General features: G+C 71.6%; 17 protein-coding genes, 3 tRNA genes and 1 pseudogene. 9 read left to right on the top strand and 12 right to left on the bottom strand.

Features of this window, described 5'->3' with window-relative positions; translation table 11 throughout:
* Nucleotides 1-96: 96 nt before the first annotated feature.
* Nucleotides 97-1,746, bottom strand: a complete 1,650-nt coding sequence (locus tag ACZ4WH_RS10875) for a M4 family metallopeptidase (RefSeq protein ID WP_468178865.1) — start codon at nt 1,744-1,746, stop codon at nt 97-99.
* Nucleotides 1,747-1,896: 150 nt separating this feature from the next.
* Between ACZ4WH_RS10875 and ACZ4WH_RS10880 the strand changes: the two genes are divergently transcribed.
* Nucleotides 1,897-2,325, top strand: coding sequence for a gamma-glutamylcyclotransferase family protein (locus ACZ4WH_RS10880; protein WP_468178867.1), 429 nt, complete (start codon nt 1,897-1,899; stop codon nt 2,323-2,325).
* Between the two features lies 1 nt (nt 2,326).
* On the opposite strand, the gene ACZ4WH_RS10885 is transcribed toward ACZ4WH_RS10880, so the two are convergent.
* The 3 genes from ACZ4WH_RS10885 to ACZ4WH_RS10895 all read right to left on the bottom strand — a co-directional run bounded on the left by ACZ4WH_RS10885 (nt 2,327) and on the right by ACZ4WH_RS10895 (nt 6,352).
* The gene (locus ACZ4WH_RS10885) at nt 2,327-3,187 is read right to left on the bottom strand and encodes an arylamine N-acetyltransferase family protein (RefSeq protein ID WP_468178869.1); all 861 of its coding nucleotides are present in this window, start codon (nt 3,185-3,187) and stop codon (nt 2,327-2,329) included.
* 56 nt (nt 3,188-3,243) lie between these two features.
* Complete coding sequence (locus ACZ4WH_RS10890) at nt 3,244-5,568, bottom strand: molybdopterin oxidoreductase family protein (RefSeq protein WP_468178871.1); 2,325 nt, start codon at nt 5,566-5,568, stop codon at nt 3,244-3,246.
* 103 nt (nt 5,569-5,671) lie between these two features.
* A complete protein-coding gene (locus ACZ4WH_RS10895) occupies nt 5,672-6,352 on the bottom strand; it encodes a SanA/YdcF family protein (protein WP_468178873.1) in 681 nt (226 codons plus the stop codon).
* Nucleotides 6,353-6,505: 153 nt separating this feature from the next.
* On the opposite strand from ACZ4WH_RS10895, the gene ACZ4WH_RS10900 reads away from it, so the two are divergent.
* From ACZ4WH_RS10900 to dnaG, 4 genes are all read left to right on the top strand, one after another.
* On the top strand, nt 6,506-7,291 hold the full coding sequence (locus ACZ4WH_RS10900) for a sirohydrochlorin chelatase (RefSeq protein WP_468178875.1): 786 nt from the start codon (nt 6,506-6,508) through the stop codon (nt 7,289-7,291).
* A gap of 69 nt (nt 7,292-7,360) precedes the next feature.
* Nucleotides 7,361-8,635, top strand: a complete 1,275-nt coding sequence (locus ACZ4WH_RS10905) for a deoxyguanosinetriphosphate triphosphohydrolase (RefSeq protein ID WP_468178877.1) — start codon at nt 7,361-7,363, stop codon at nt 8,633-8,635.
* A gap of 104 nt (nt 8,636-8,739) precedes the next feature.
* Nucleotides 8,740-10,005, top strand: a complete 1,266-nt coding sequence (locus tag ACZ4WH_RS10910; protein ID WP_468178879.1) for an NAD(P)/FAD-dependent oxidoreductase — start codon at nt 8,740-8,742, stop codon at nt 10,003-10,005.
* Between the two features lie 47 nt (nt 10,006-10,052).
* The gene (gene dnaG, locus ACZ4WH_RS10915) at nt 10,053-11,957 is read left to right on the top strand and encodes a DNA primase (RefSeq protein WP_468178881.1); all 1,905 of its coding nucleotides are present in this window, start codon (nt 10,053-10,055) and stop codon (nt 11,955-11,957) included.
* A 6-nt stretch (nt 11,958-11,963) separates the two neighbouring features.
* On the opposite strand, the gene ACZ4WH_RS10920 is transcribed toward dnaG, so the two are convergent.
* On the bottom strand, nt 11,964-12,329 hold the full coding sequence (locus ACZ4WH_RS10920) for a hypothetical protein (protein ID WP_468178883.1): 366 nt from the start codon (nt 12,327-12,329) through the stop codon (nt 11,964-11,966).
* A gap of 147 nt (nt 12,330-12,476) precedes the next feature.
* Between ACZ4WH_RS10920 and ACZ4WH_RS10925 the strand changes: the two are divergent.
* A pseudogene (locus tag ACZ4WH_RS10925) lies at nt 12,477-13,677 on the top strand (RNA polymerase sigma factor).
* Nucleotides 13,678-13,709: 32 nt separating this feature from the next.
* Here ACZ4WH_RS10925 and ACZ4WH_RS10930 read toward each other — a convergent pair.
* The 4 genes from ACZ4WH_RS10930 to ACZ4WH_RS10945 all read right to left on the bottom strand — a co-directional run bounded on the left by ACZ4WH_RS10930 (nt 13,710) and on the right by ACZ4WH_RS10945 (nt 19,296).
* A complete protein-coding gene (locus tag ACZ4WH_RS10930) occupies nt 13,710-15,638 on the bottom strand; it encodes an ABC transporter ATP-binding protein (RefSeq protein WP_468178885.1) in 1,929 nt (642 codons plus the stop codon).
* The gene (locus tag ACZ4WH_RS10935) at nt 15,638-17,371 is read right to left on the bottom strand and encodes an ABC transporter ATP-binding protein (RefSeq protein WP_468178888.1); all 1,734 of its coding nucleotides are present in this window, start codon (nt 17,369-17,371) and stop codon (nt 15,638-15,640) included. Before ACZ4WH_RS10935 ends, ACZ4WH_RS10930 begins: the two co-directional genes overlap by 1 nt.
* 105 nt (nt 17,372-17,476) lie before the next feature.
* Nucleotides 17,477-18,916: a xylulokinase gene (locus ACZ4WH_RS10940; RefSeq protein ID WP_468178890.1), complete on the bottom strand. Its 1,440-nt coding sequence runs from the start codon at nt 18,914-18,916 to the stop codon at nt 17,477-17,479.
* 74 nt (nt 18,917-18,990) lie between these two features.
* The gene (locus tag ACZ4WH_RS10945) at nt 18,991-19,296 is read right to left on the bottom strand and encodes a YtxH domain-containing protein (protein ID WP_468178892.1); all 306 of its coding nucleotides are present in this window, start codon (nt 19,294-19,296) and stop codon (nt 18,991-18,993) included.
* A 157-nt stretch (nt 19,297-19,453) separates the two neighbouring features.
* Here ACZ4WH_RS10945 and ACZ4WH_RS10950 point away from each other — a divergent pair.
* From ACZ4WH_RS10950 to ACZ4WH_RS10960, 3 genes are all read left to right on the top strand, one after another.
* A tRNA-Asn gene (locus tag ACZ4WH_RS10950) sits at nt 19,454-19,526 on the top strand.
* A 6-nt stretch (nt 19,527-19,532) separates the two neighbouring features.
* Nucleotides 19,533-19,605, top strand: a tRNA-Asn gene (locus ACZ4WH_RS10955).
* Between the two features lie 175 nt (nt 19,606-19,780).
* Nucleotides 19,781-19,854: transfer RNA gene (locus ACZ4WH_RS10960), tRNA-Ile, on the top strand.
* Nucleotides 19,855-20,014: 160 nt separating this feature from the next.
* On the opposite strand, the gene pcp is transcribed toward ACZ4WH_RS10960, so the two are convergent.
* The 3 genes from pcp to ACZ4WH_RS10975 form a co-directional block, all read right to left on the bottom strand.
* Complete coding sequence (gene pcp, locus ACZ4WH_RS10965; RefSeq protein WP_468178894.1) at nt 20,015-20,665, bottom strand: pyroglutamyl-peptidase I; 651 nt, start codon at nt 20,663-20,665, stop codon at nt 20,015-20,017.
* A gap of 43 nt (nt 20,666-20,708) precedes the next feature.
* Nucleotides 20,709-21,011, bottom strand: coding sequence for a hypothetical protein (locus tag ACZ4WH_RS10970; RefSeq protein WP_468178896.1), 303 nt, complete (start codon nt 21,009-21,011; stop codon nt 20,709-20,711).
* Nucleotides 21,012-21,109: 98 nt separating this feature from the next.
* A complete protein-coding gene (locus ACZ4WH_RS10975) occupies nt 21,110-22,360 on the bottom strand; it encodes an MFS transporter (RefSeq protein WP_468178898.1) in 1,251 nt (416 codons plus the stop codon).
* Nucleotides 22,361-22,539: the final 179 nt, after the last annotated feature.

The raw sequence follows: 22,539 nt of genomic DNA on the forward strand, positions 1-22,539 counted from the left end.
ATTGGCCCCCACCCGCCGGCCGCACCCCGTCGCCGTCAGCCGGGACAGCCGGGACATCCGGCGACGGGGGCGGCCGGCCGTGGAGGCCGCGTCGGTTCAGTTGACGTTGACCGCGCTCCAGGCGGCGGCCACCGCGTTGTACTCGGTGCTGCCCGCGCCGTAGAGGTCCTTGGCCGCGTTGAGGGTGGCCGTGCGCGCTCCCGCGTAGTTGGTCGAGGAGGTCATGTAGACCGTCAGCGCCCGGTACCAGATCTTGCCGACCTTCTCCCGGCCGATGCCGGTGACCGTCGAGCCGTTGTACGTCGGGGAGTCGTAGTTGACGCCGTTGACGGTCTTCGCGCCGCTGCCCTCGGCGAGCAGGTAGGCGAAGTGGTTGGCGACGCCCGAGGAGTAGTGGACGTCCAGGTTCCCGACCGACGAACTCCAGTAGTCCGCCGAACTCCCGTCCTTGGACGGCTTGTCCATGAAGCGCAGGGCCGCCTTGCCGAAGCCGGGCTTCACGATCTTCTCGCCGATGAGGTAGTCACCGGTGTCGGAGGAGTTGTTCGCGTACCACTCGACCATCGTGCCGAGGATGTCGGAGGTGGCCTCGTTCAGTCCGCCGGACTCGCCCGAGTAGGTCAGCGCGGCGGTCTTGGACGTCACGCCGTGGGTCATCTCGTGCCCGGCGACGTCGAGGGCGACCAGCGGCCCGAAGGTGGTGCCGTCACCGTCGCCGTACGTCATGCAGAAGCAACTGTCGTCCCAGAAGGCGTTGTTGTAGTTGCTGCCGTAGTGGACGCGGTTGTACGAGCCCTTGCCGTCGCCCGCGATGCCGCTGCGGCCGTGGATGTTCTTGTAGTAGTCCCAGGTCTCGTCGGTGCCGTACTGGGCGTCGACGGCGGCCGAGGCGCGGTCCGCGGTGGCGCCCGAGCCCCAGTGGTTGTCGGCGTCCGTGAACAGGGTCGCGGGGGCCCGGCTGAAGCAGATGCCGAAGATGCACAGGTCGGACTTGTTCTCGGCGTCACCGGTGTAGGTGTTGCCCCGCGTCGGGTCCTTGAGCTGGTACGACGTCCCCGACTGGGTGGTCTCCAGCGGCACCGTGCCGCTGTAGAGCGCCTTGCCGTCGCCGGTGGCCGTCTCGATGCTGTCCCAGGCGTCGATCTGCGCGCCGGTGCGCGCGTCGGTCAGCACGGTCCGGGCGACGGGGTTGCCGAGCGAGTCCAGGCCGACCGCGTCGGTGCGCCAGGCCAGCTTCGGGGTGCCGTGCAGGGCGTCGACCACCAGCACGGGCTTGGCCTTGGCCTGCTTCAGCGTCGTGCCGGGGTTGGCCGCGCGCAGGGCGTTCACCGCGAGACCGGCGGCCTTGGGGCCGGAGACCCGCGGGGTGACGGAGGGCACGGAGATCGCCTGCCGGGTGGCGCGGTCGGTGCTGCGGTAGGCACCGTCGGGGGCGAGGTGGACGACGAAGTCACCACCAATGACGGGGAGTCGGTGGTAGGTGCGGTCGTAGCGGACGTGCTGGGTGCCGTCCTTGTCCACGACCACGTCCCGGACGCTGGTGTCCTGGGGAGCGGTCAGGCCCAGGGCCGTCGCGTGGGCCAGGAGGGCCGAGGCCGCGTTCTCGATCGCGCTGGCCCGGGTCGGTCCGGCGTCGGCGTGGGCGGCGGGGGAGAGGGTGACGGCCAGCAGGGTCGCGGTGGTCAGGGCGACACCGGCGGTGGCTGTGCGGCGGGTTCCTCGGACGTGCTGCCGTATCCGGCTCATCTGTCTCCTCGGGGAGGCGCCAGGCTGGGTGTGGGGGTGGCGCTGACGTGTCACCGAGATTTAAGAGGCCATGACATGTCATGTCCATAGCGCGTTCATGGATCTTCAGACGGATGTGTGGGGAGCCGGCGAGGGTCCAGAATCGTTTCCGTGATCGCCGAGGACCCCCGCCCCCTGCCCTTCTTCGTCTACGGCACGCTCCGCCCCGGCGAGGCCAACCACGACCTCTTCCTGCGCGGTCGCACGCTCGCCGAGGAACCGGCCCGCCTCACCGGTGCCGTGCTGTACGACGGCCCCGGCTACCCCTACGCCGTCGAGGAGCCCGGCGGAACCGTGCGCGGGGAACTGGTGACCGCCCGGCCCGAGGCGTACGAGGAGCTGCTGGCCGCACTGGACCGGCTGGAGGAGTACGCGCCGGGCGACGCCCGCAACCTCTACGAACGCCTCGCCCGGGACGTCGTACGCACCGCCGGCGGCACCGTCCGCGCCTGGGTCTACCTGGCCGCCCCGCCCGTCGCCGCCCGGCTGCGCGCCACCGGCACCCGCATCGCGGACGGCGACTGGCTCTCCCGCCGCTGAGTCAGCGCAGCAGGGTGAACCCCTCGGGCACCTCGATGCCGAACTCCTCCGCCACCAGGCGCCGCGCCTCCGCCTCCTCGGTCAGCGTGCGCCCGGTCACCGTGCCGTCGGCGCGCGTCTCGGTGAACCGGGCACCGTCCAGGGCGAGATGGCGATCGGCGGTGGTGCGCTGAAGATAGGGACGGCGGGTGAACGGGGACCGCGGGTGGGTGCCGACGAACCAGTTGAACACCTCGAAGTCGGGCGCCGCGAACGGCTCCTGGGTGAACGCGTACTGACCGGCCCAGGCCCCTTCGCCGGGGCCGCCCTCGGGGTCGTGGGCCTGCAACTCCCACAGCTCCAGCGGCCCGTCGTGCGGCAGCCGCACCAGCCGGTGCCGTCGACCGGCGCCCTCGAACTCGGTGCCGGTCACCAGCGGCACCGGCAGCAGCAGCGCGCCGAGCGCCCCGAAGCCGACGTCCGCCAGATACGGCAGCGGCTCGCCCGCCACCTCGACCCGGAGCATCGCGTGTGTCCGGGGCCGGCTCTCCGGCGTCGCCGCGCCCACCACGACCCGGCCGGCCAGCGGGGTCACCCGGAAACCGAGCGCCTCCAGCGCCAGCCGGAGCAGAATGTTGTGCTCATAGCAGTAGCCGCCGCGCCGGCCGTGGATCATCTTGGCCATCAGGTCGGCGGGCGCGAGGGAGGGGGCCGTGCCCCGCACCGGGTCCAGGTTCTCGAAGGGCAGCGACAGCGCGTGCGCCAGATGCACCCCGCGCAGGGTGGCCAGGTCGGCCCGCCGCTCGCCCTTCCAGCCGATGCGGTCGAGATAGGCGTCGAGGTCGTACGGCTCGCTCTGCTCGGGCAGGTCGGTGTCGGACATACCCCGAACCTATGCGAGCCCCGCCGCGTGTGCCGGGTCCGGCGGACCGAATCCTGCTAGTCCGCTGGGCCCAGGACCTCCACCCGCACCGCGCACGACTTGAACTCGGGCATCCGGGAGGTCGGGTCCAGGGCCGGGTTGGTGAGCGTGTTGGCGCGGCCCTCGCCCGGCCAGTGGAAGGGCATGAAGACGGTGTCCGGCCGGATGGCAGTGGTGATCCGCGCCGGCGCGACGGCCCGGCCGCGCCGGGACACCACCGCCACCGGGTCGCCGTCGGCCGCGCCCAGCCGGGCCGCGAGCCGTGGGTGCAGCTCCACGAACGGGCCGGGAGCCGCCGCGTTCAACTCCGCCACCCGCCGGGTCTGCGCCCCCGACTGGTACTGCGACACCACGCGTCCGGTGGTCAGCAACAGCGGATACTCGGCATCCGGCTCCTCGGCCGTGGCCCGGTGCACCACGGGCACGAACCGGGCCCGGCCGTCGGGGGTGGCGAAACGGTCGAGGAAGAGGCGCGGCGTGCCGGGGTGCGCACCGGCCGGTCCGACGCCGGCCACGGGGGCGCCGCCGGGGAGCGTGCCGGCGTCGGCTGCGGTCGCGCCGAGGGGGGTGCCGGCGGCGGCGGTGGGGTGGGCGGGCAGGGTGTCGCGAGCGATGTCGGTGTCCGCCGCCGGGTCGTCGGGCAGCGTGTCCAGGGCCGTGTCCTCGCCGTCGGCCACGCCAGTACCCCCGGTCTCACCAGAACTTCCGGTCCCAGTTGAACCGCCGGTCTCACCGGAACCCTCCGGGCACGGCCAGAAGACGCCGTTCTGCTCGGTCAGGCGGCGGTAGGTGATGCCGGAGTAGTCCGCCGGGCCGCCGGCGCTCGCGCGGCGGAGTTCCTCGAAGATCTCCTCCGGGTCGGTCGGGAAGCCCTTCTCCACCCCGAGGCGCTCGGCCAGCTCATGGAGGACGTACAGATCGCTGTGGACGCCGGGCGGGGGAGTGACGGCCTGGCGGCGCAGCAGCACGCGGCCCTCCAGGCTGGTCGTCGTGCCCGTCTCCTCCGCCCACTGGGTCACCGGCAGCACGACGTCCGCCAGCTCCGCCGTCTCGGAGAGGACGACGTCGGCCACCGCGAGGAAGTCCAGTGAGCGCAGCCGCTGCTCGACGTGGGCCGCGCGCGGGGCGGACACCACCGGGTTGGAGCCCATCAGCAGCAGCGCCCGGATATCCGTACCGAGGGCGTCGAGGAGTTCGTACGCGCTGCGCCCGGGACCCGGCAGGCTGTCCGGGTCCACCCCCCACACCCCCGCCACATGCCGCCGCGCCGCCGGGTCGTCCAGCTTGCGGTAGCCGGGCAACTGGTCCGCCTTCTGACCGTGTTCGCGTCCGCCCTGCCCGTTGCCCTGCCCGGTCAGACAGCCGTACCCGGAGAAGGGGCGGCCCGGACGGCCGGTCGCCAGGCACAGGTTGATCCAGGCGCCCACCGTGTCCGTGCCCTTGGACTGCTGCTCCGGCCCGCGCGCGGTGAGCACCATCGCCGCCTCCGGCGCGCAGAACATCCGTACCGCCTCGCGCAGTCGCGGCACCGGCACCCCGGTGATCCGCTCCACGTACTCCGGCCAGTGCGCCATCGCCGCGGCCCGGGCCTCCTCCCACCCGGTGGTCCGCTCCCGGATGTACTCCTCGTCCGTGCGCCCCTCGGCCACCACGAGGTGCAACAGGCCCAGGGCGAGGGCGAGATCGGTGCCGGGCCGGGGCGCGAGGTGCAGGTCGGCCTGCTCGGCGGTCCGCGTCCGGCGCGGGTCGACGACGATCAGCGTGCCGCCGTTCTCCCGCAGCTCCGTGAAGAACCGCAGCGACGGCGGCATGGTCTCGGCCAGGTTGGACCCGACGAGGATCACACACCCGGTCCTCGGAATGTCCTCCAGCGGGAACGGCAGCCCCCGGTCGAGACCGAACGCCTTCGTACCGGCCGCGGCCGCCGACGACATGCAGAACCGGCCGTTGTAGTCGATCTGCGAGGTGCCCAGCACCACCCGGGCGAACTTGCCGAGCGTGTACGCCTTCTCGTTGGTCAGCCCGCCCCCGCCGAACACCCCGAGCGCGTCGGCGCCGTACCGCTCCCGTGTCGCCCCGAGCCGCTCGGCGATCCGGTCCAGCGCCTCCGGCCAGCTCGCCTCCACCAGCCGGCCCCCCTCCCGCACCAGCGGCGCGGTCAGCCGTACCGCGGGCGACAGCACCTCGGCCGCCGTACGGCCCTTGCCGCACAGCGCGCCCCGGTTCACGGGGAAGTCCGCGCGCTCGGTGACCTCGACGCCCCCCTGGGGCAGGGGCGTGATGTTCATCCCGCACTGCAGGGCGCAGTACGGGCAGTGGGTGGGCGTCGAGGTGTTCTCCATGCCACCCAGCGTGCGTCGTACGTGTTACGGCCCCGGGTCGCCTCCGGTTACGCCCCCGGCACGGCGACCTCCCCGCGCCGGCCGGCGGGCCGTGAGGCCACGGTCACCGCCCGGCGGCCAGCGCCCGCGCCACCCCCGGCTCCTTCGGCCCCAGGAACCGCGGATCGGGCCGGAAGACGGCATCCAGCGCCGCCTTGCCCGCCGCGAACACCTCGCGCGTCCCGCCGTAGTACCAGGTCACGTCGTGCTCGGCGTCGACCCCGACCCCGTACGAGTCCACCCCCGCCGCCTCGCACAGCGCCACCGCCCGCCGGATGTGGAAGCCCTGGCTGATCAGCACCGCCCGGTCCACCCCGAAGATCTTCTTCGCCCGGACACAGGAGTCCCAGGTGTCGAACCCGGCGTAGTCGCTGACGATCCGCGCGTCCGGCACCCCGTGCCTCGTGAGGTAGGCGCGCATGGCGTCGGGCTCGTCGTAGTCCTCCCGGCTGTTGTCCCCGGTGACCAGCACCACCTCGATCCGCCCCGCCCGGTACAGCGTGGCCGCCGCGTCCAGCCGGTGCGCGAGGTACGGCGACGGCTGCCCGTGCTTCCACAGGCCCGCCCCGAAGACCACCGCGACCTCGGTGCGCGGCACGTCCGCCGTGGTCCGCAGCCGGTCCGCCGTCGACACGTACAGCCAGGTCATCGGCAGCAGCGCCAGCACACACCCGGCCATCACGGCCTGCACCAGCCGCCGCTGCCCGGTCCGCGTGCGCGGCCATCGCGGTCGACGCGTCCTCATACGGCCCCCCAGTGATCGCTCCCGACCAAGGAGGACGCCACCGGCGCCGCTCCGGTTCACCTCACATCGGACGTCCGTGCGAGGTGAACCCGCGGAAAATACCCGTGACGGCCACGCAACGGGCGCGCAACGTCCTTTGGTCAGGATCGTTCCATGACGGCGTCGATCCCCCTCCGCACCAGCAGCCGGCTCGTCTCCCCGCTCGGCCGCCGCCCGGCCCCGCCGGCCCTCGTGCTGGTCGCCCACGGCAGCCGGAACCCCCGGGCGCTCACCACCGTGCGGGCCCTCATGGCCCAGGTCCGCGCGCTGCGCCCCGGCCTCCCCGTCCACCTGGGCCACATAGAGCTGAACGAGCCGCTGCTCACCGACACCCTCGCCGCCCTCGGCAGCGCCCCCGCCGTCCTCGTCCCGCTCCTCCTCGGCCGCGGCTACCACGTCAAGCAGGACATCCCCGAGATGGCGGCGGCGTCACCGGTACGCGCGCACGTGGCCACCCCGCTCGGCCCGCACCCCCTCGTCGCCGAGACCCTGCACGCCCGCCTCCTGGAGGCCGGCTGGCCGGCGGCCATGGACGACACCGCCCGCCGCGAGACCGCCGTCGTCCTCGCCGCGGCCGGCTCCCGCGACCCCGACTCGGCCACGGACACCCACCACACGGCTCGCCTCCTCTCCGCCCGCCTGGGCGTCCCGGTGGTCCCCGCGTACGCCTCGGCGGCGACCCCGACGGTCCCGACGGCTCTGCGTGCCCTGGCGGCAAGGGGCCGCCGCAGAGTGGCAGTGGCGTCCTGTTTCACAGCCCCGGGCCGCTTCGCGACCCAGTCCGCGGAAGCGGCGCCGTGGATCGCTTCGGCCCCTCTGGGTGCGCACGAGGCGATGGCGCGTCTGGTCCTGCACCGCTACGACCAGAGCTCGACGGAAAGGTCCACGGCAGCCGCCTGAAAGGCCACAACGCACCCGCAGCCGCCGGCGAAACCGAACATGGCAGACGATTGGGCTTACTGTCGACCCATGGAAGGCACCGCACTCAACACGGCATACGACCCGGCGTCGGTCGACCGCTGGGCCCCCGAACCCGACAAACGCCCGGGCCGCACAGCCTTCCAGCGCGACCGCGCCCGCATCCTCCACTCCGCCGCCCTACGACGTCTCGCCGGCAAGACACAGGTGGTGACCCCGGGCACCAGAAGCCAGGTCTGGGACGCCAGCCCCCGGACACGGCTCACCCACTCCCTCGAATGCGCCCAGGTCGGCCGGGAGCTGGGCGCGGCCCTCGGCTGTGACCCCGACCTGGTCGAGGCGGCCTGCCTCGCCCACGACCTCGGTCACCCGCCCTTCGGCCACAACGGCGAAACCGCGCTGAACGAGTTCGCCGACGACTGCGGCGGCTTCGAGGGCAACGCCCAGTCCCTCAGGCTCCTCACCCGCATCGAGCCCAAGCGGTTCACCGAGGACCGCTCCGTCGGCCTGAACCTGACCCGCGCCACCCTGGACGCCGCCACCAAGTACCCGTGGCCGCGCGGCACGCACCCCACCGACCCGGCGTCGCGGAAGTTCGGCGTGTACGAGGACGACCGTCCGGTGTTCGACTGGGTCAGACAGCACGCCCCCGGCAGCCGCACCTGCTTCGAGGCGCAGGTCATGGACTGGTCGGACGACGTCGCCTATTCGGTGCACGACGTCGAGGACGGCCTGCACGCCGGCCACATCGACCCCAACTGCCTGCACGCCGAGCCGGAACGGCAGGCGGTGTTCGAGGTGGCCATCGGCCGGTACGTCCCCGTGGACACCGACCCCGCCGAACTCGCCGCCGCCCTGGACCGCCTCCAGGACGAGGAGTGGTGGCCGCACGGCTACGACGGCACGGCGGTCGCCCAGGCCCGTCTGAAGGACGCCACCAGTCAGCTCATCGGCCGGTTCTGCCTGGCCGCCGAGGGCGCCACCCGCGCCGCGTACGGGTCCGGCCCGCTCACCCGCTACGACGCCGAACTCGTCGTACCCCGTCAGACCCGCATGGAGTGCGCGGTGCTCAAGGCGGTCGCGGACCGGTACGTGATGCAGCGCGCGGAGCAGGAGCGGCTGCGCGCCGACCAGCGGGTCATCGTCGCGGAGCTGGCCGAGGCGCTGACCGCCCGCGCGCCCGAGGGCCTGGACCCCCAGTTCCGGGCGCTGTTCGACGCGGCGGACGACGACCGGGCGCGCAAGCGGGTGATCGTGGACCAGATCGCCTCCCTGACCGACGCCTCGGCGCTCTCGCTGCACGCGAGACTTACGGGGCATATGTGAGAGGAACATGACCCTCCGTGGCCTGATCGGGTCACACCCTCTTCCCGCATCACGCTGCGTGCGGGACGCTCGCATGTGGCGGCACCCTTACGAGGAGGCATCAAGTGGTCGACGCGGATCAGACATTCGTCATCGTGGGAGGCGGTCTCGCCGGTGCGAAGGCGGCCGAGACGCTCCGGGCGGAGGGCTTCAGCGGCCGCGTGATACTGATCTGCGACGAACGCGACCACCCCTACGAGCGCCCGCCGCTGTCCAAGGGCTATCTGCTCGGCAAGGAGGAGCGGGACAGCGTCTTCGTGCACGAGCCCGCCTGGTACGCCCGCAACGACATCGAGCTGCACCTCGGCCAGACCGTGGACCGGATCGACCGCACGGCGAAGACGGTCCGCTTCGGTGACGACGGCACGATCGTCCGCTACGACAAGCTGCTGCTGGTCACCGGTGCCGAGCCACGCCGCCTGGACATCCCCGGCACCGACCTGGCGGGCGTCCATCACCTGCGCCGTCTCGCGCACGCCGAGCGCCTGAAGGGCGTCCTGCACCACCTCGGCCGGGACAACGGGCACCTGGTGATCGCGGGCGCCGGCTGGATCGGACTGGAGGTCGCGGCGGCGGCCCGGGGCTACGGCGCCGAGGTCACGGTCATCGAACCGGCGTCGACCCCGCTGCACGGCGTGCTCGGCCCCGAGCTGGGCAACGTCTTCGCCGAGCTGCACCGCGAGCACGGCGTCCGCTTCCACTTCGGCGTCCAGCTCACCGAGATCGTCGGCCAGGACGGCGTGGTCCTCGCGGCCCGTACGAACGACGGCGAGGAGCACCCGGCGCACGACGTCCTCGCGGCGATCGGCGCGGCACCCCGGACGGCCCTCGCGGAGGCGGCCGGGCTGGAGATCGCCGACCGGGCGCACGGCGGCGGCATCGTCGTGGACGAACGGCTGCGCACGTCCGACCCCGACATCTACGCGGCCGGCGACGTGGCGTCCTTCCCGCTCGCCCTGTTCGGCACCCGGCTGCGGGTGGAGCACTGGGCGAACGCGCTGAACGGCGGCCCGGCGGCGGCGCGCGCGATGCTGGGCGAGGAGGTGGTCTACGACCGTGTGCCGTACTTCTTCACCGATCAGTACGACCTGGGGATGGAGTACAGCGGATGGGCGCCGCCGGGGTCGTACGACGAGGTGGTGATCCGGGGCGACGCCGGGAGGCGGGAGTTCATCGCGTTCTGGGTGAAGGAGGGACGCGTGCTGGCCGGGATGAACGTGAACGTGTGGGATGTCACAGAGCAGATCCAGAAGCTGATCCGTTCCCGGGCCCAGGTGAACATCGAGGCGCTCTCGGACCCGCACGTACCCCTCGACAGCCTCACCTCATGACCTCCGCGAGCACCGGGACTGTCACCGCACCCCCGTAGAATTCACGCGTGGCAGGACGGATCAACGACGAGGACGTGAAGGCGGTACGGGACGCGGTCCCGATCGACGCCGTGGTCTCCGAGTACCTCCAGCTGCGCAACGCGGGCGGCGGCAACCTCAAGGGCCTGTGCCCGTTCCATGACGAGAAGTCGCCGTCCTTCCAGGTCAGCCCGAGCAAGGGGCTCTTCCACTGCTTCGGCTGCCAGGAGGGCGGCGACACCATCACCTTCGTGATGAAGGTGGACCACCTCTCCTTCTCGGAGGCGGTGGAGCGGCTGGCCGCGCAGGCCGGCATCACGCTGCGGTACGAGGAGGGCGGGTACAACCCGGCCCACCAGCGCGGTGAGCGCATCCGCCTGGTCGAGGCGCACAAGATCGCCGCCCAGTGGTACGCCGAGCAGCTCGCCACCAGCCCCGAGGCCGAGACCGGCCGGATCTTCCTCGCCGAGCGCGGCTTCGACCAGGCCGCCGCCGTCCACTTCGGCGTGGGCTACAGCCCCCAGGGATGGGACCACCTGACCCGCTATCTGCGGGGCAAGGGCTTCACCGACAAGGAGCTGGTCCTCTCCGGCCTGGCCCAGGAGGGCCGCCGGGGTCCCATCGACCGGTTCCGGGGCCGGCTGATGTGGCCGATCCGGGACATCGGCGGCGACGTCGTCGGTTTCGGCGCCCGCAAGCTGTACGAGGCGGACACCGGCCCGAAGTACCTCAACACCCCCGACACGCAGATCTACCGGAAGAGCCAGGTGCTGTACGGCATCGACCTGGCGAAGAAGGAGATCGCGAAGAGCAGCCGCGCGGTGGTGGTCGAGGGGTACACGGACGTCATGGCCTGCCACCTCGCCGGTGTGACGACGGCCATCGCGACCTGCGGTACGGCCTTCGGCGGCGAGCACATCAAGATCCTGCGCCGACTGCTGATGGACAACGGCTCGGCCCGGGTGATCTTCACCTTCGACGGCGACGCGGCCGGGCAGAAGGCCGCCCTGCGCGCCTTCGAGGACGACCAGAAGTTCGCCGCCGAGACGTACATCGCCATCGCGCCCGACGGCATGGACCCGTGCGATCTGCGCCTCGCGAAGGGCGACGAGGCGGTCGCGGACCTGGTCGAACCGCGCACGCCCCTCTTCGAGTTCGCGCTCCGCCAGATCCTGAGCCGGTACGACCTGGACACCCCGGCGGGCCGTGCGGCGGCGCTGGACGAGGCCGCGCCGATCGTCGCCCGGATCAAGAACAGCGGCGCCCAGCACGAGGTCGCCGTCGAGCTGGCCGGCATGCTCGGCATCCTCGACACCCAGTTCGTGGTCCGCCGGGTGGCGCAGCTGGCCCGCTGGGCCCGTGACGGCAAGGGCCCCCAGCAGCAGGACCGGCGCCGCCCGGCCGACCGGCAGTGGACGGAGGCGCCCCGCCCCGCGAACTCCGGGCCGGCCCTGACCCTGCGCAACCCGGTCTTCGCCGCCGAACGCGAACTGCTCAAACTCGCCCTCCAGCGCCCCGAACTGGTCTCCCCGGCCTTCGACGCCTATGGCGTGGACGAGTTCACCGCCCCGCCGTACGCGGCCGTGCGCCAGGCCATCGCGGAGGCGGGCGGCGCCGAGTACGGCGTATCCGACCCGCAGGAGTACCTGGTCCGGGTGCGCGAGGCCGCGCCCGACGACACCGTGCGGGCGATGGTCACGGAGCTGGCAGTCGAGCCGATCATGCGCCGCACGGTGGACGAGGTCTACGCCGGCACGGTCCTGGTGCAGATCCGCCGCCGCGCCGTGGAGCGGCGCATCCGCGACATCCAGTCCCAGATGACCCGCCTGTCCACTGCCGGCGACCCGGCCCAGCTGGCCGCCGTACAGAACGAGATGTGGGTCCTCCAGCAGTACGACCAGGCGTTGCGGGAGCGGGGCGCGGAGGCGCTGTGACGGGGGCTAGCCCTCTTCGCGGGGCTGCTCGGGCTGGGTGATGCCGAGGTGGTCGGTGATGGCCTGGAGCTGCTGCATCATCGCCACCTGACCGGACACCAGGGCGCCGAGCAGCTTGCCGTGCTCCTCCAGGGTCTTGGTGTGTGCTTCCAGCACCTTGCCGTGTGCTTCCAGCACCTTGCTGTGCTCCAGCTGCGTCTGCCGCAGTGCCTGCATGAGCTGAACGTCGGCCCGCCGCTGCTCCTGGAGTGCCGCCACGTCCCGGTCGGAGTTCACGGCGAGGTGCCGTGTGGCAGCCTGCTCCTCCCGCATGTCGTGCACCTCTGCCTCCAGCGCCTCCAGACGCCGCCGCAGCTCTTCCATCTCGCTCATGCCTTCCATCTTCCCCCACCTCCATGCGGACCAAGGGCCCGCAGTTGCCAGTCGCATAGTCCAACGAGACGAGTAACCGACCGGTGACGGACCGGACGCAAAAAGTCACGGCACGACCCTCGTGGCGGTGTTGTGTCGTACTCCACACTGGGGGCGGTGCCCGAGCCTCGGAGCGCACGCTGCCGCACACCTTCAGCAGCGATCATCCTGGAGGTCGCCCCCCGTGCAGACCCAGACCCTCACCCAGACCGACAGCAGCACCAGCGCCACCGGCATCACCGCGGACGAGCCGGAAGCGGAGGCGGACGTCCTCGCGGCCGTGCCCCCGCAGAGCCGTGCCGCCCTGCATCCCGAGGCGGAGCCGCCCGCCGACACGCTCGCGGACGAACCCGAGGAACCCGTCGAGGTCCCGGCCGTCGCCCGGGTCGAATCCGGCGGTCCCTCCGCCGACCTGTTCCGCCAGTACCTGCGCGAGATCGGCCGTATCCCGCTGCTCACCGCCGCCGAGGAGGTGGAACTGGCCCGCCGGGTCGAGGCGGGCCTGTTCGCGGAGGAGAAGCTCGGCAGCACGCCCGACCTGGACAGCGAACTCGCGCTGGACCTGGACCGGCTCGTCGTCATGGGCCGCATGGCCAAGCGCCGGCTCATCGAGGCGAACCTGCGGCTCGTCGTCTCCGTGGCCAAGCGGTACGTCGGCCGCGGCCTGACCATGCTGGACCTCGTCCAGGAGGGCAACCTCGGGCTCATCCGGGCCGTGGAGAAGTTCGACTACGCGCGCGGCTACAAGTTCTCCACCTACGCCACCTGGTGGATCCGGCAGGCCATGTCCCGGGCGCTCGCCGACCAGGCCCGCACCATCCGCGTCCCGGTCCATGTCGTGGAGCTGATCAACCGGGTCGTCCGGGTCCAGCGGCGGATGCTCCAGGAGCGCGGCTATGAGCCGACGGCCGAGGAGGTCGGCGCCCATCTGGACCTGCCGCCCGAGCGGGTCGGCGAGGTGCTGCGGCTCGCCCAGGAGCCGGTGTCGCTGCACGCCCCGGTCGGCGAGGAGGACGACGTCGCCCTCGGCGACCTCATCGAGGACGGCGACGCGACGAGCCCCGTCGAGTCCGCCGCCTTCCTGCTGCTGCGCGAGCACCTGGAAGCGGTGCTGTCCACGCTGGGGGAGCGCGAGCGGAAGGTCGTCCAGCTCCGGTACGGCCTGGTCGACGGCCGCCCGCGCACCCTCGAGGAGATAGGCCGCATCTTCGGCGTGACCCGCGAACGGATACGGCAGATCGAGTCCAAGACGTTGAACAAGCTCCGGGACCACGCGTTCGCGGATCAGCTGAGGGGTTACCTGGACTGAGGGGCCGCCGCCGCGCGGCGGCCCCCTCGCGCCTAGTCCACCTCGGCCACCGCCTGTGCGAACTGGGCCTTGTACAGCCGGGCGTACGCCCCGTCCGCCGCCAACAGCTCCTGGTGCCCGCCCTGTTCGACGATGGACCCGTTCTCCATCACGAGGATCGTGTCCGCGTCCCGGATGGTCGACAGCCGGTGCGCGATCACGAACGACGTACGGCCGGCGGCCAGCTTGGCCATGGCCTTCTGGATCAGCACCTCCGTCCGCGTGTCCACGGAACTCGTCGCCTCGTCCAGCACCAGGATCACCGGGTCGGACAGGAACGCCCGCGCGATGGTGATCAGCTGCTTCTCACCGGCGCTGACGCCCGTGCCCTCGTCGTCGATCACGGTGTCGTACCCGTCCGGCAGGGTGCGGACGAAGCGGTCCGCGTGGGCCGCCCGGGCCGCCTCCTCGATCTCCCCGCGCGTGACCTCGCGCGAGGCGCCGTACGCGATGTTCTCCGCGATGGTGCCGCCGAACAGCCAGGTGTCCTGGAGCACCATGCCGATCCCGGACCGCAGTTCGTCCCGGGTCATCTTCCGGATGTCGACCCCGTCCAGGGTGATCCGGCCGCCGGAGACGTCGTAGAACCGCATCAGCAGGTTGACCAGCGTGGTCTTGCCCGCGCCGGTCGGGCCGACGATCGCCACCGTGTGACCCGGCTCCACCGTGAGCGACAGGTCCTCGATCAGCGGCTTCTCGGGGTCGTACCGGAACGACACATGCTCCAGGCGCACCCGCCCGCGCAGTTCCTCGGGCCGCTCGCCCGGCACCGGATCCGCCTCCTGCTCCTCCGCGTCCAGGAGTTCGAAGATCCGCTCGGCCGAGGCGACACCGGACTGCACCAGGTTCGCCATCGACGCGACCTGCGTCAGCGGCATCGAGAACTGCCGCGAGTACTGGATGAAGGCCTGCACGTCACCGATGGAGAGGGCGCCGGACGCGACCCGCAGACCGCCGACGACCGCCACCAGCACATAGTTCAGGTTCGACACGAACATCATCAGCGGCTGCATGACACCGCTGTGGAACTGCGCCTTGAACGCGGCCTGGTACAACGCCTCGTTCTGCTCGGCGAACTGCTGCGCCGACTCCTCCTGCCGCCCGAACACCTTCACCAGGGCGTGCCCGGTGTACATCTCCTCGATGTGCGCGTTCAGTTTGCCGGTGGAGCGCCACTGCTGCACGAAGTGCGGCTGCGACCGCTTGCCGACCCGGGTGGCGACCACGAACGACAGCGGGACGGTGACGAGCGCGACCAGCGCCAGCAGCCAGGACACCCAGAACATCACCACGAGCACGCCGACGATGGTCAGCACCGAGTTGATCAGCTGGCCCATCGACTGCTGGAGCGTCTGCCCGATGTTGTCGATGTCGTTGGTCGCCCGGGACAGCACCTCACCGCGCTGGCGCTTGTCGAAGTACGACAGCGGCAGCCGCGACAGCTTCGTCTGCACGTCCTCCCGCAGCCGGTACATCGTGCGGTTCACGGCCCGGTTGACCAGCCGCGTCGCGACCGCCATCAGCAGGCCGGCGACCAGGAACACACCGAGCGCGAGCAGCAGGACCTGTCCGACGGCGTCGAAGTCGATGCCCTTGCCGGGCGTGAAGTCGGTGCCCCTGAGCACGTCCGCGATGCGGCCCTGGCCCCGCTCGCGCAGGGAGTCGAGGACCTGCTCCTTGGTGGCGCCGGCCGGGAACCGCCGGCCGACGATGCCCGCGAACACCAGGTCGGTGGCCCGGCCGAGGATCTTCGGGCCGACCACGCTCAGGCTCACGCTGATGACCACGCACGCCAGCAGGCCGTAGATCGTGAGGCGTTCCGGTTTGAACTGGGCGACGAGCCGTTTGCCCGACCCCTTGAAGTCCATCGAGCGCTGGTCGGGGCCGCCCCCGGCCATCATGCGTCCCATGGGCCCGGCCATCAGGCGGCCTCCGCTTCCGTCAGCTGGGAGAGCACGATCTCCCGGTAGGTCTCGTTGGATGCCATCAGCTCGGCGTGCCGGCCGGAGCCGACCACCCGGCCCTCGTCCAGCACGATGATCCGGTCCGCGTCCCGGATGGTCGCCACCCGCTGGGCCACGATCACGACGGTCGCCTCGGAGGTCTCCTGGGAGAGCGCGGCGCGCAGGGCCGCGTCCGTGGCGTAGTCGAGCGCGGAGAAGGAGTCGTCGAAGAGGTAGATCTCCGGGCGCTGCACCAGGGTGCGGGCGATGGCGAGCCGCTGCCGCTGACCGCCGGAGACGTTGGTGCCTCCCTGCGCGATCGGCGCGTCCAGGCCGCCCTCCAGCTTCCGCACGAAGTCCTTGGCCTGCGCCACCTCCAGCGCGTGCCACAGCTCCTCGTCGGTGGCGTCCGGGTTGCCGTAGCGCAGGTTGGTCGCCACGGTGCCCGCGAACAGGTACGGCTTCTGCGGCACGAGCCCGACCGTCCGGGCGAGCAGGTGCGGCTCGACCTCCCGGACGTCCACGCCGTCCACCAGGACCTGGCCCTCGGTGGCGTCGAACAGCCGGGGGACGAGACCGAGCAGGGTCGACTTGCCGCTGCCGGTGGAGCCGATCACGGCGGTCGTCTGCCCCGGCCGGGCCACCAGGTCGATGGACCTCAGCACCGGCTCCTCGGCGCCCGGGTAGCGGAAGCCCGCGCCCCGGATCTCCAGGTGGCCGTGCGCCCGCAGCCGGGTGACGGGGGCCGTCGGCGGCACGACGCTCGAATCGGTCTCCAGGACGTCCTGGATGCGCTCGGCGCAGACCTCCGCGCGCGGCACCATCATGAACATGAAGGTGGCCATCATCACGGACATGACGATCTGCATCAGATAGGCGAGGAACGCGGTGAGGTCACCGATGGCCATCCCGCCGCTGTCGATCCGGTGGGCGCCGAACCACACGACCGCGATGGACGACAGGTTCACCACCGTCATCACGATCGGGAACATCAGGGCGAGCAGCCGGCCGGTGGCCAGCTGCATGTCGGTCAGCTCGCCGTTGGCCTTCCCGAACCGGCCCTGCTCGTACTCGTCCCGGACGAAGGCGCGGATCACCCGGTTGCCGGTGATCTGCTCGCGCAGCACCCGGTTCACCGTGTCCAGCCGGACCTGCATCGAGCGGAACAGCGGGCGCAGCCGGCGCACGATGAGCGTCACGGAGATGCCGAGCACCGGTACCACCGCGACCAGTACCCCGGACAGCGGCACGTCCAGACCGAGGGCCAGCACGATGCCGCCCACGCACATGATGGGTGCCGACACCATCAGGGTGAACGTCATCAGGGCCAGCATCTGGACCTGCTGCACGTCGTTCGTCGTACGGGTGATGAGCGAGGGCGCTCCGAAGTGACCCACCTCACGCGCGGAGAACGACTGGACCCGGTCGAAGACGGCACCGCGCACGTCCCGGCCGAGCGCGGAGGCGGTCCGGGCGCCGTAGTACACGGCACCGATGTTGCACACCACCTGTACCAGCGAGATGCCGATCATCAGGGCACCGAAGGACAGGATGTAACCGGTGTCACCCTTCACGACACCGTTGTCGATGATGTCCGCGTTCAGAGTGGGCAGGTAGAGGGTGGCGCAGGTCTGTAGGAACTGAAGCACCACCAGTAGAGCGATGGGTTTCTTGTAGGGCCTGAGATGGGCCCGAAGAAGTCGTATGAGCACGCTACGTCTCTCGGAGTCGGCGACAGGGGCTGGTCGGTTGCCCTTGGCCCCTATCGTCGGACACTCCACCGGCGTTACCTCAACTGGTTAATCGTCCGCCGGTCTTCAGAGACGGAACGCCCCCGGATGGGTCTGCTCCCGCACCGCCGTGAACTGCTGCCGTACCGCCTGCCCCACGGCCAGCTCCTCGCCGGGCTCCAGCACCTGCGCCGCCGCGCCCTGCCAGGCCGGCGGGGTACGCGGATCGAGTGTGCCCTGCGACACACCGAGCGCCCAGGCCGCCTGCCGGGCCGCGCCGATCGCCGTGTAGTCCGCGGGCTGCGGTACGACGACCTGCGCGCCGAACAGCGAGGGCGCCGAGGCCTGCACGGCGGGCAGTTCGGCGGCCGGGCCGAGCAGGAAGATCCGGCGCACGTCCACGCCCCGCCCGCGCAGCACGTCCAGCGCGTCGGCCAGGCCGCACAGCATGCCCTCGAACGCGGCCCGCGCCAGATGCTCCGGCTTCATCGACTCACGCCGCAGCCCCGCGAGGGTCCCCGCGGTGTGCGGCAGATTCGGCGTCCGCTCGCCCTCCAGATACGGCAGCAGCACCAGCCCGTGCGCGCCCGGCGTGGACTTCATCGCCAGCTCGGACAGGCTCTCCAGGTCCGGCAGGCCGAGCAGCTCGGCGGCGCCGCGCAGGGTGCGCACGGCGTTCAGGGTGGTGACGACCGGCAGGTGCATGCCGGTGGCGTCGGCGAGGGAGGTGATCATCCCGGACTGGTCGGTGAGCGCCTCCCGGTGCACGGCCATCACGGACCCGGACGCCCCGAGGGACACGACCGCGTCGCCCAGCCCGATCCCCAGCCCGAACGCGGCGGCCATGGTCTCCCCGGTGCCGGCGGAGATCAGCAGGCCCTCCGGGGTCGTACCGGCCGCGTCGGACGGGCCGATCACCTCCGGCAGCATCGCCTGGTGGCCGAGGGCCAGCTCGACCAGGTCGGGCCGGTAGGCACCGGTGGCCGCAGACCAGTACCCGGTGCCGGACGCGCCGCCGCGGTCGGTGGTCCGCCGCACGGGCCGCCCGAGCAACTGCCACACCAGCCAGTCGTGGGCCTGGAGCAGGGCGGCCGTCCGCAGCGCGTTCTCGGGCTCGTTCTTCGCCAGCCAGCGCAGCTTGGTCACCGGCTGGGCCGCCTGCGGGACGCATCCGACCGCCTGCGCCCAGGCCTCCCGGCCGCCGAGCGCGTCCACGAGATCGGCCGCCGCGACCTGGGCGCGCTTGTCGCCGCCGACCATCGCGGGGCGGACGGTGTTGCCCTGGGCGTCCAGCGGGATCACCGCGTTCTGCTGGGCCGACACACCGATGGCCTGCACGCCCTCCAGCAGACCACCGCCGGCGGCCTCACCGAGCGAGAGCAGCCAGGCCTGCGGGTCGACATCGCTGGGCCGGCCCTCCACCGGGTGCGGGGCGTACCCCTGCCGTAGTACGGCACCGGTGTCCGTGTCGCAGACCACGATGCGTGTGAAGTCCGGTGAGCTGTCCAAGCCGGCGACTATCCCCATGTGGAGAATTTTGCCGCATTCCTACGGTGGATTCGGCCGAGGGCGGCCAGTGGCCGTGGGCGCGGAGAGTTCCCCTACGTGTTGCTCGTGCCCCAGTCGTCCTGGGCCCTGCCGTCGGTGTTGCGGTCGCGCAGGCCACGGACTCGTTGGGTCACCGACTCCGGGACCCGGTCGCCGACCTTGTCGCTGACCGTGTGGAAGGCCTTGCCGGCGTAGACGCGGCCCTGCTGGGCGGCCGTCTCGGCGGTGTTGCGCACCGCGGGGTTCTGCGCGACCCGCCGGGCCGACTTCTTCAGCTGCTCGTAGCGCTCACGACCGGCCCTCGTGCCGAGTACGTAACCGAGGGCCAGTCCGGCGAGGAACGTGAGCCGGTAGCGCATGGCTGCCACCCTTCCCGTGCGTAGGTTTCCGGTGCCGCGCTGGCGCCGAGGGTACCGATTGGCGGAGCACCCCCCTGCTTGCGCTAATGTATGTGTCGCAGCGAGCGCGCGCCCCCTGGCGAATACCCAGGTAGGTACGTTCGATGCAACGAGGCGATCCTCCGTAGCTCAATTGGCAGAGCAGCCGGCTGTTAACCGGCAGGTTACTGGTTCGAGTCCAGTCGGGGGAGCTTCGGTCCTCCGTAGCTCAATTGGCAGAGCAGCCGGCTGTTAACCGGCAGGTTACTGGTTCGAGTCCAGTCGGGGGAGCGCTGAACGAGGACCCCTCCGGGGTCCTTTTTCATGTCCCCGGGAACCGCCGCGGCCTGCGGCGCTGTCCTCGAGGTCATGAGCAGCGCAGATGCCGACCATCCGAGGCAGGAGATCGTATGAGCGGCTATGCTGCGGCAGACGGCGCGCACACTTGTACGCGACACGCCGCTATGGGGCGGTAGCTCAGCCGGTTAGAGCAGCGGACTCATAATCCGTCGGCCGTGGGTTCGAGTCCCACCCGCCCCACCGCCGCCCGTCGGCGCAGGAACGTTTTCACCTGTGCCCCAGCGTTAACCCCCTCCGGCCGGAGGGGGTTACGGCGCCTCCGAAGATCCTTGGCTCGTCCGTTTCCGTAGCCGACTGATCGCGGACAGTCAGCGCCGTTCCCCCGCGCGGGCCGGGATCGTCAGTGGGTCGCTCCGGCGGCGACCGCGATGTCCGACTCGTGGGCCAGCGCGGTCGACAGGACGACGCGGAGGCCGTCCGCCGCTCGGTCCACCGGGAGCGAGGGGACCTGGCCCTTCACGGCACGGGGCATCTCGGGGGTGTGCGGGATGTGGACGAAGCCGCCGCGCCGCTCCTTGCCCTCGGTGGCCAGCAGGTGCATCAGGCCGTAGAACACGTGGTTGCACACGAACGTGCCGGCGGTCTGGGAGACCTCGGCGTACAGGCCGGTCTGCTTCTGCACCTCCGTCATGCAGCGCTTGATCGGGAGGGTGGAGAAGTAGGCGGCGGGGCCCTCGGGGACGATGGGCTCGTCGACCGCCGTCCGGCCGGCGTTGTCGGGGATGGGGGCGTCGTCGACGTTGATGGCGACGCGCTCGACCGAGATGCCGCTGCGGGGGGAGAGGCCGATCGACAGGACGAGGGCCGGGTCCGTCTCCAGCACCGCCTCGCGCAGCACCTTCAGGGATTCACCGAAGACGCACGGCAGTTGAACGGCCGTCACCTCCGCGCCCTCCGGCGGGTGCTCCTGGAGCAGCCGGGCCGCGGCCCAGGAGGGGTTGTAGGTGTCGATGTCGAACGGATCGAAGCCCGTCACCAAGACGCGGGTCATGGGAACTTCCTTTCGCTGAGGGCCGTTTGGCCTTCGCGGACGGTCAGTCGATGGAGACGGAGGCGCCGTTCACGGTGGCCTGGCCGCCGGGCTGGATCAGGCCCTCCCACTGGCCGAAGCAGCCGCCGTTCGGGTAGACGTAGGCCGGCTGGTTCGTGTTGTTGACGACGGAGACCATGAAGCCGCCCGCCGGGTAGCAGCCCTGCGGGTCGGTGTGGGGAACGCCGTTGACGACCAGGGTGCCGGTGGCCGTCCCCGTGCCGGAGGCGGCCATGGCGGGCGGGCAGGCCGCGCCGGACACGGCGGTGATGAGGGAGACGCCGGCGACGGCGAGGAACTTGCGCATCGTGTTGCCCTTTCGGTTCGTGCTCCAGTGCGGTTCCTCCCCGTTTGTTTGATTTTTTCTGCCTTCTTTGCCGAGTGTTCGCCCGAGCGGACGCCTCGTCAGGCGTACGTCACCGCAGGGTCGGTGGGCAGTGCGCGGCGCCGCTGGAGGACGGTGACGGCGCCCGCGGACAGGGCGCCGAGCGCGGCACAGCACACCCAGGGCAGCCAGCCGCGGCCGCTGTCCGCGGCCCGGTCCATCACCCATCCGACCCCGCTGGTGCACGCGGCGCCGACCGTGCCCGACAGGACGTAGAAGAGGCCGAAGTAGGTGCCCGTCATGCGGTCGGTGGCGTACCGCGAGACAAGTTCCATGGCCGGCGGCTGGGCCACCATCACGCCCAGGTGGAGCAGGAGCGCCCCGAGGACGAGCGGCGCGAGTCGTACGGCGGTGCGCAGTGCGCCGCTGGCCGGGTCGGGGCCGTCCGTGAGGGCCGGGGGGAGGAAGCCGAGCGCTATGAGCAGCACGCCGGGCGCGATCCACGCCTCGGCGCCGCCGCGCAGCCGGGTCAGGGCGGTGACGCGCAGCTGGAGCAGGAGGTTCGCCACCGCGCCGACCAGGGGTAGCAGCGCGGCGGCGCCGTCCCAGCCGGAGGTCCGCCGGGCGCTCTCGGTGAAGAGCAGATACACCTGGCTCTCCAGCGCCGACATGCCCGACATGGTGAGCGCGAAGGCCAGGAAGGCGTGGTGGCGCAGGGCCTCGCGCCAGTCCCGTAACACCGTGCCGGTGGCGGGCCGGACGTGGTGCTCGGGCAACGCGAAGAACTGAGCCACTGTCAGAACCCCGAACACGGTGGCGGCGGCGAGCGCGGTGACCCGGAAGTCGATCAGGCACAGCGCGCTGCCCAGCAGCAGGCCGAGCAGCCCGCCGGTGGTGGCGAAGACGTTGAACAGGGCGAACGCCTCCGTCTTGCGGTCGGCGGCGGCCTCCGCGACGTAGGCCCGCACCGCCGGATAGAACAGCGCGCCCGCCAGCCCGCTGAGCACCGACGCGGCCAGCGCGGCGGGCACGCCGTCGCCGAAGGCGAAGAGCGCGAAACCGGCCGTGCGCACGGCGCAGCCGAACGGGATGACCCGGTGCGCGCCCAGCCGGTCCGCCGCCGTGCCGCCCACCACGAACAGGCCGTGCTGGCTGAGCTGGCGCGCGCCCAGGATCGCGCCGGTGGCGGCCGCGGACAGGTGGAGGTCGTCGCTCAGGTGGGTGGAGAGGTAGGGGATCAGGAGGTAGAAGCCGACGTCGATGCCGAGTTGGTTGACCAGGAGGAGGCGGATCGTCGGCGGAAAGCTGCGAACGGTTCGGAAGGTGTGCATGGCGCTTCCTTCGGCGCCGCCGCTCCGTCAGGCGGGCGGCTGGGCGCGGCTGTTCATGCGTTTCCTTGACGACCGTAGGCAGATATGCAGAGCTTCGGACCGAATGCAGCAATGAGCACCCTTACAAGCTACTTGCGTGCGATGGGCTAACTATCAGGTGGTTTGACGTCAATGCGCGG

The sequence above is a fragment of the Streptomyces sp. NPDC029138 genome, from assembly GCF_055564375.1.

What these genes read in the sequence shown, in the direction of transcription:
- ACZ4WH_RS10875 (WP_468178865.1), bottom strand. Translation starts at nt 1,746, where the DNA reads ATGAGCCGGATACGGCAGCACGTCCGAGGAACCCGCCGCACAGCCACC.
- ACZ4WH_RS10885 (WP_468178869.1), bottom strand. Translation starts at nt 3,187, where the DNA reads ATGTCCGACACCGACCTGCCCGAGCAGAGCGAGCCGTACGACCTCGAC.
- ACZ4WH_RS10890 (WP_468178871.1), bottom strand. Translation starts at nt 5,568, where the DNA reads ATGGAGAACACCTCGACGCCCACCCACTGCCCGTACTGCGCCCTGCAG.
- ACZ4WH_RS10895 (WP_468178873.1), bottom strand. Translation starts at nt 6,352, where the DNA reads ATGAGGACGCGTCGACCGCGATGGCCGCGCACGCGGACCGGGCAGCGG.
- ACZ4WH_RS10900 (WP_468178875.1), top strand. Translation starts at nt 6,506, where the DNA reads ATGACGGCGTCGATCCCCCTCCGCACCAGCAGCCGGCTCGTCTCCCCG.
- ACZ4WH_RS10905 (WP_468178877.1), top strand. Translation starts at nt 7,361, where the DNA reads ATGGAAGGCACCGCACTCAACACGGCATACGACCCGGCGTCGGTCGAC.
- ACZ4WH_RS10920 (WP_468178883.1), bottom strand. Translation starts at nt 12,329, where the DNA reads ATGAGCGAGATGGAAGAGCTGCGGCGGCGTCTGGAGGCGCTGGAGGCA.
- ACZ4WH_RS10930 (WP_468178885.1), bottom strand. Translation starts at nt 15,638, where the DNA reads ATGGCCGGGCCCATGGGACGCATGATGGCCGGGGGCGGCCCCGACCAG.
- ACZ4WH_RS10940 (WP_468178890.1), bottom strand. Translation starts at nt 18,916, where the DNA reads ATGGGGATAGTCGCCGGCTTGGACAGCTCACCGGACTTCACACGCATC.
- ACZ4WH_RS10945 (WP_468178892.1), bottom strand. Translation starts at nt 19,296, where the DNA reads ATGCGCTACCGGCTCACGTTCCTCGCCGGACTGGCCCTCGGTTACGTA.
- pcp (WP_468178894.1), bottom strand. Translation starts at nt 20,665, where the DNA reads ATGACCCGCGTCTTGGTGACGGGCTTCGATCCGTTCGACATCGACACC.
- ACZ4WH_RS10970 (WP_468178896.1), bottom strand. Translation starts at nt 21,011, where the DNA reads ATGCGCAAGTTCCTCGCCGTCGCCGGCGTCTCCCTCATCACCGCCGTG.
- ACZ4WH_RS10975 (WP_468178898.1), bottom strand. Translation starts at nt 22,360, where the DNA reads ATGCACACCTTCCGAACCGTTCGCAGCTTTCCGCCGACGATCCGCCTC.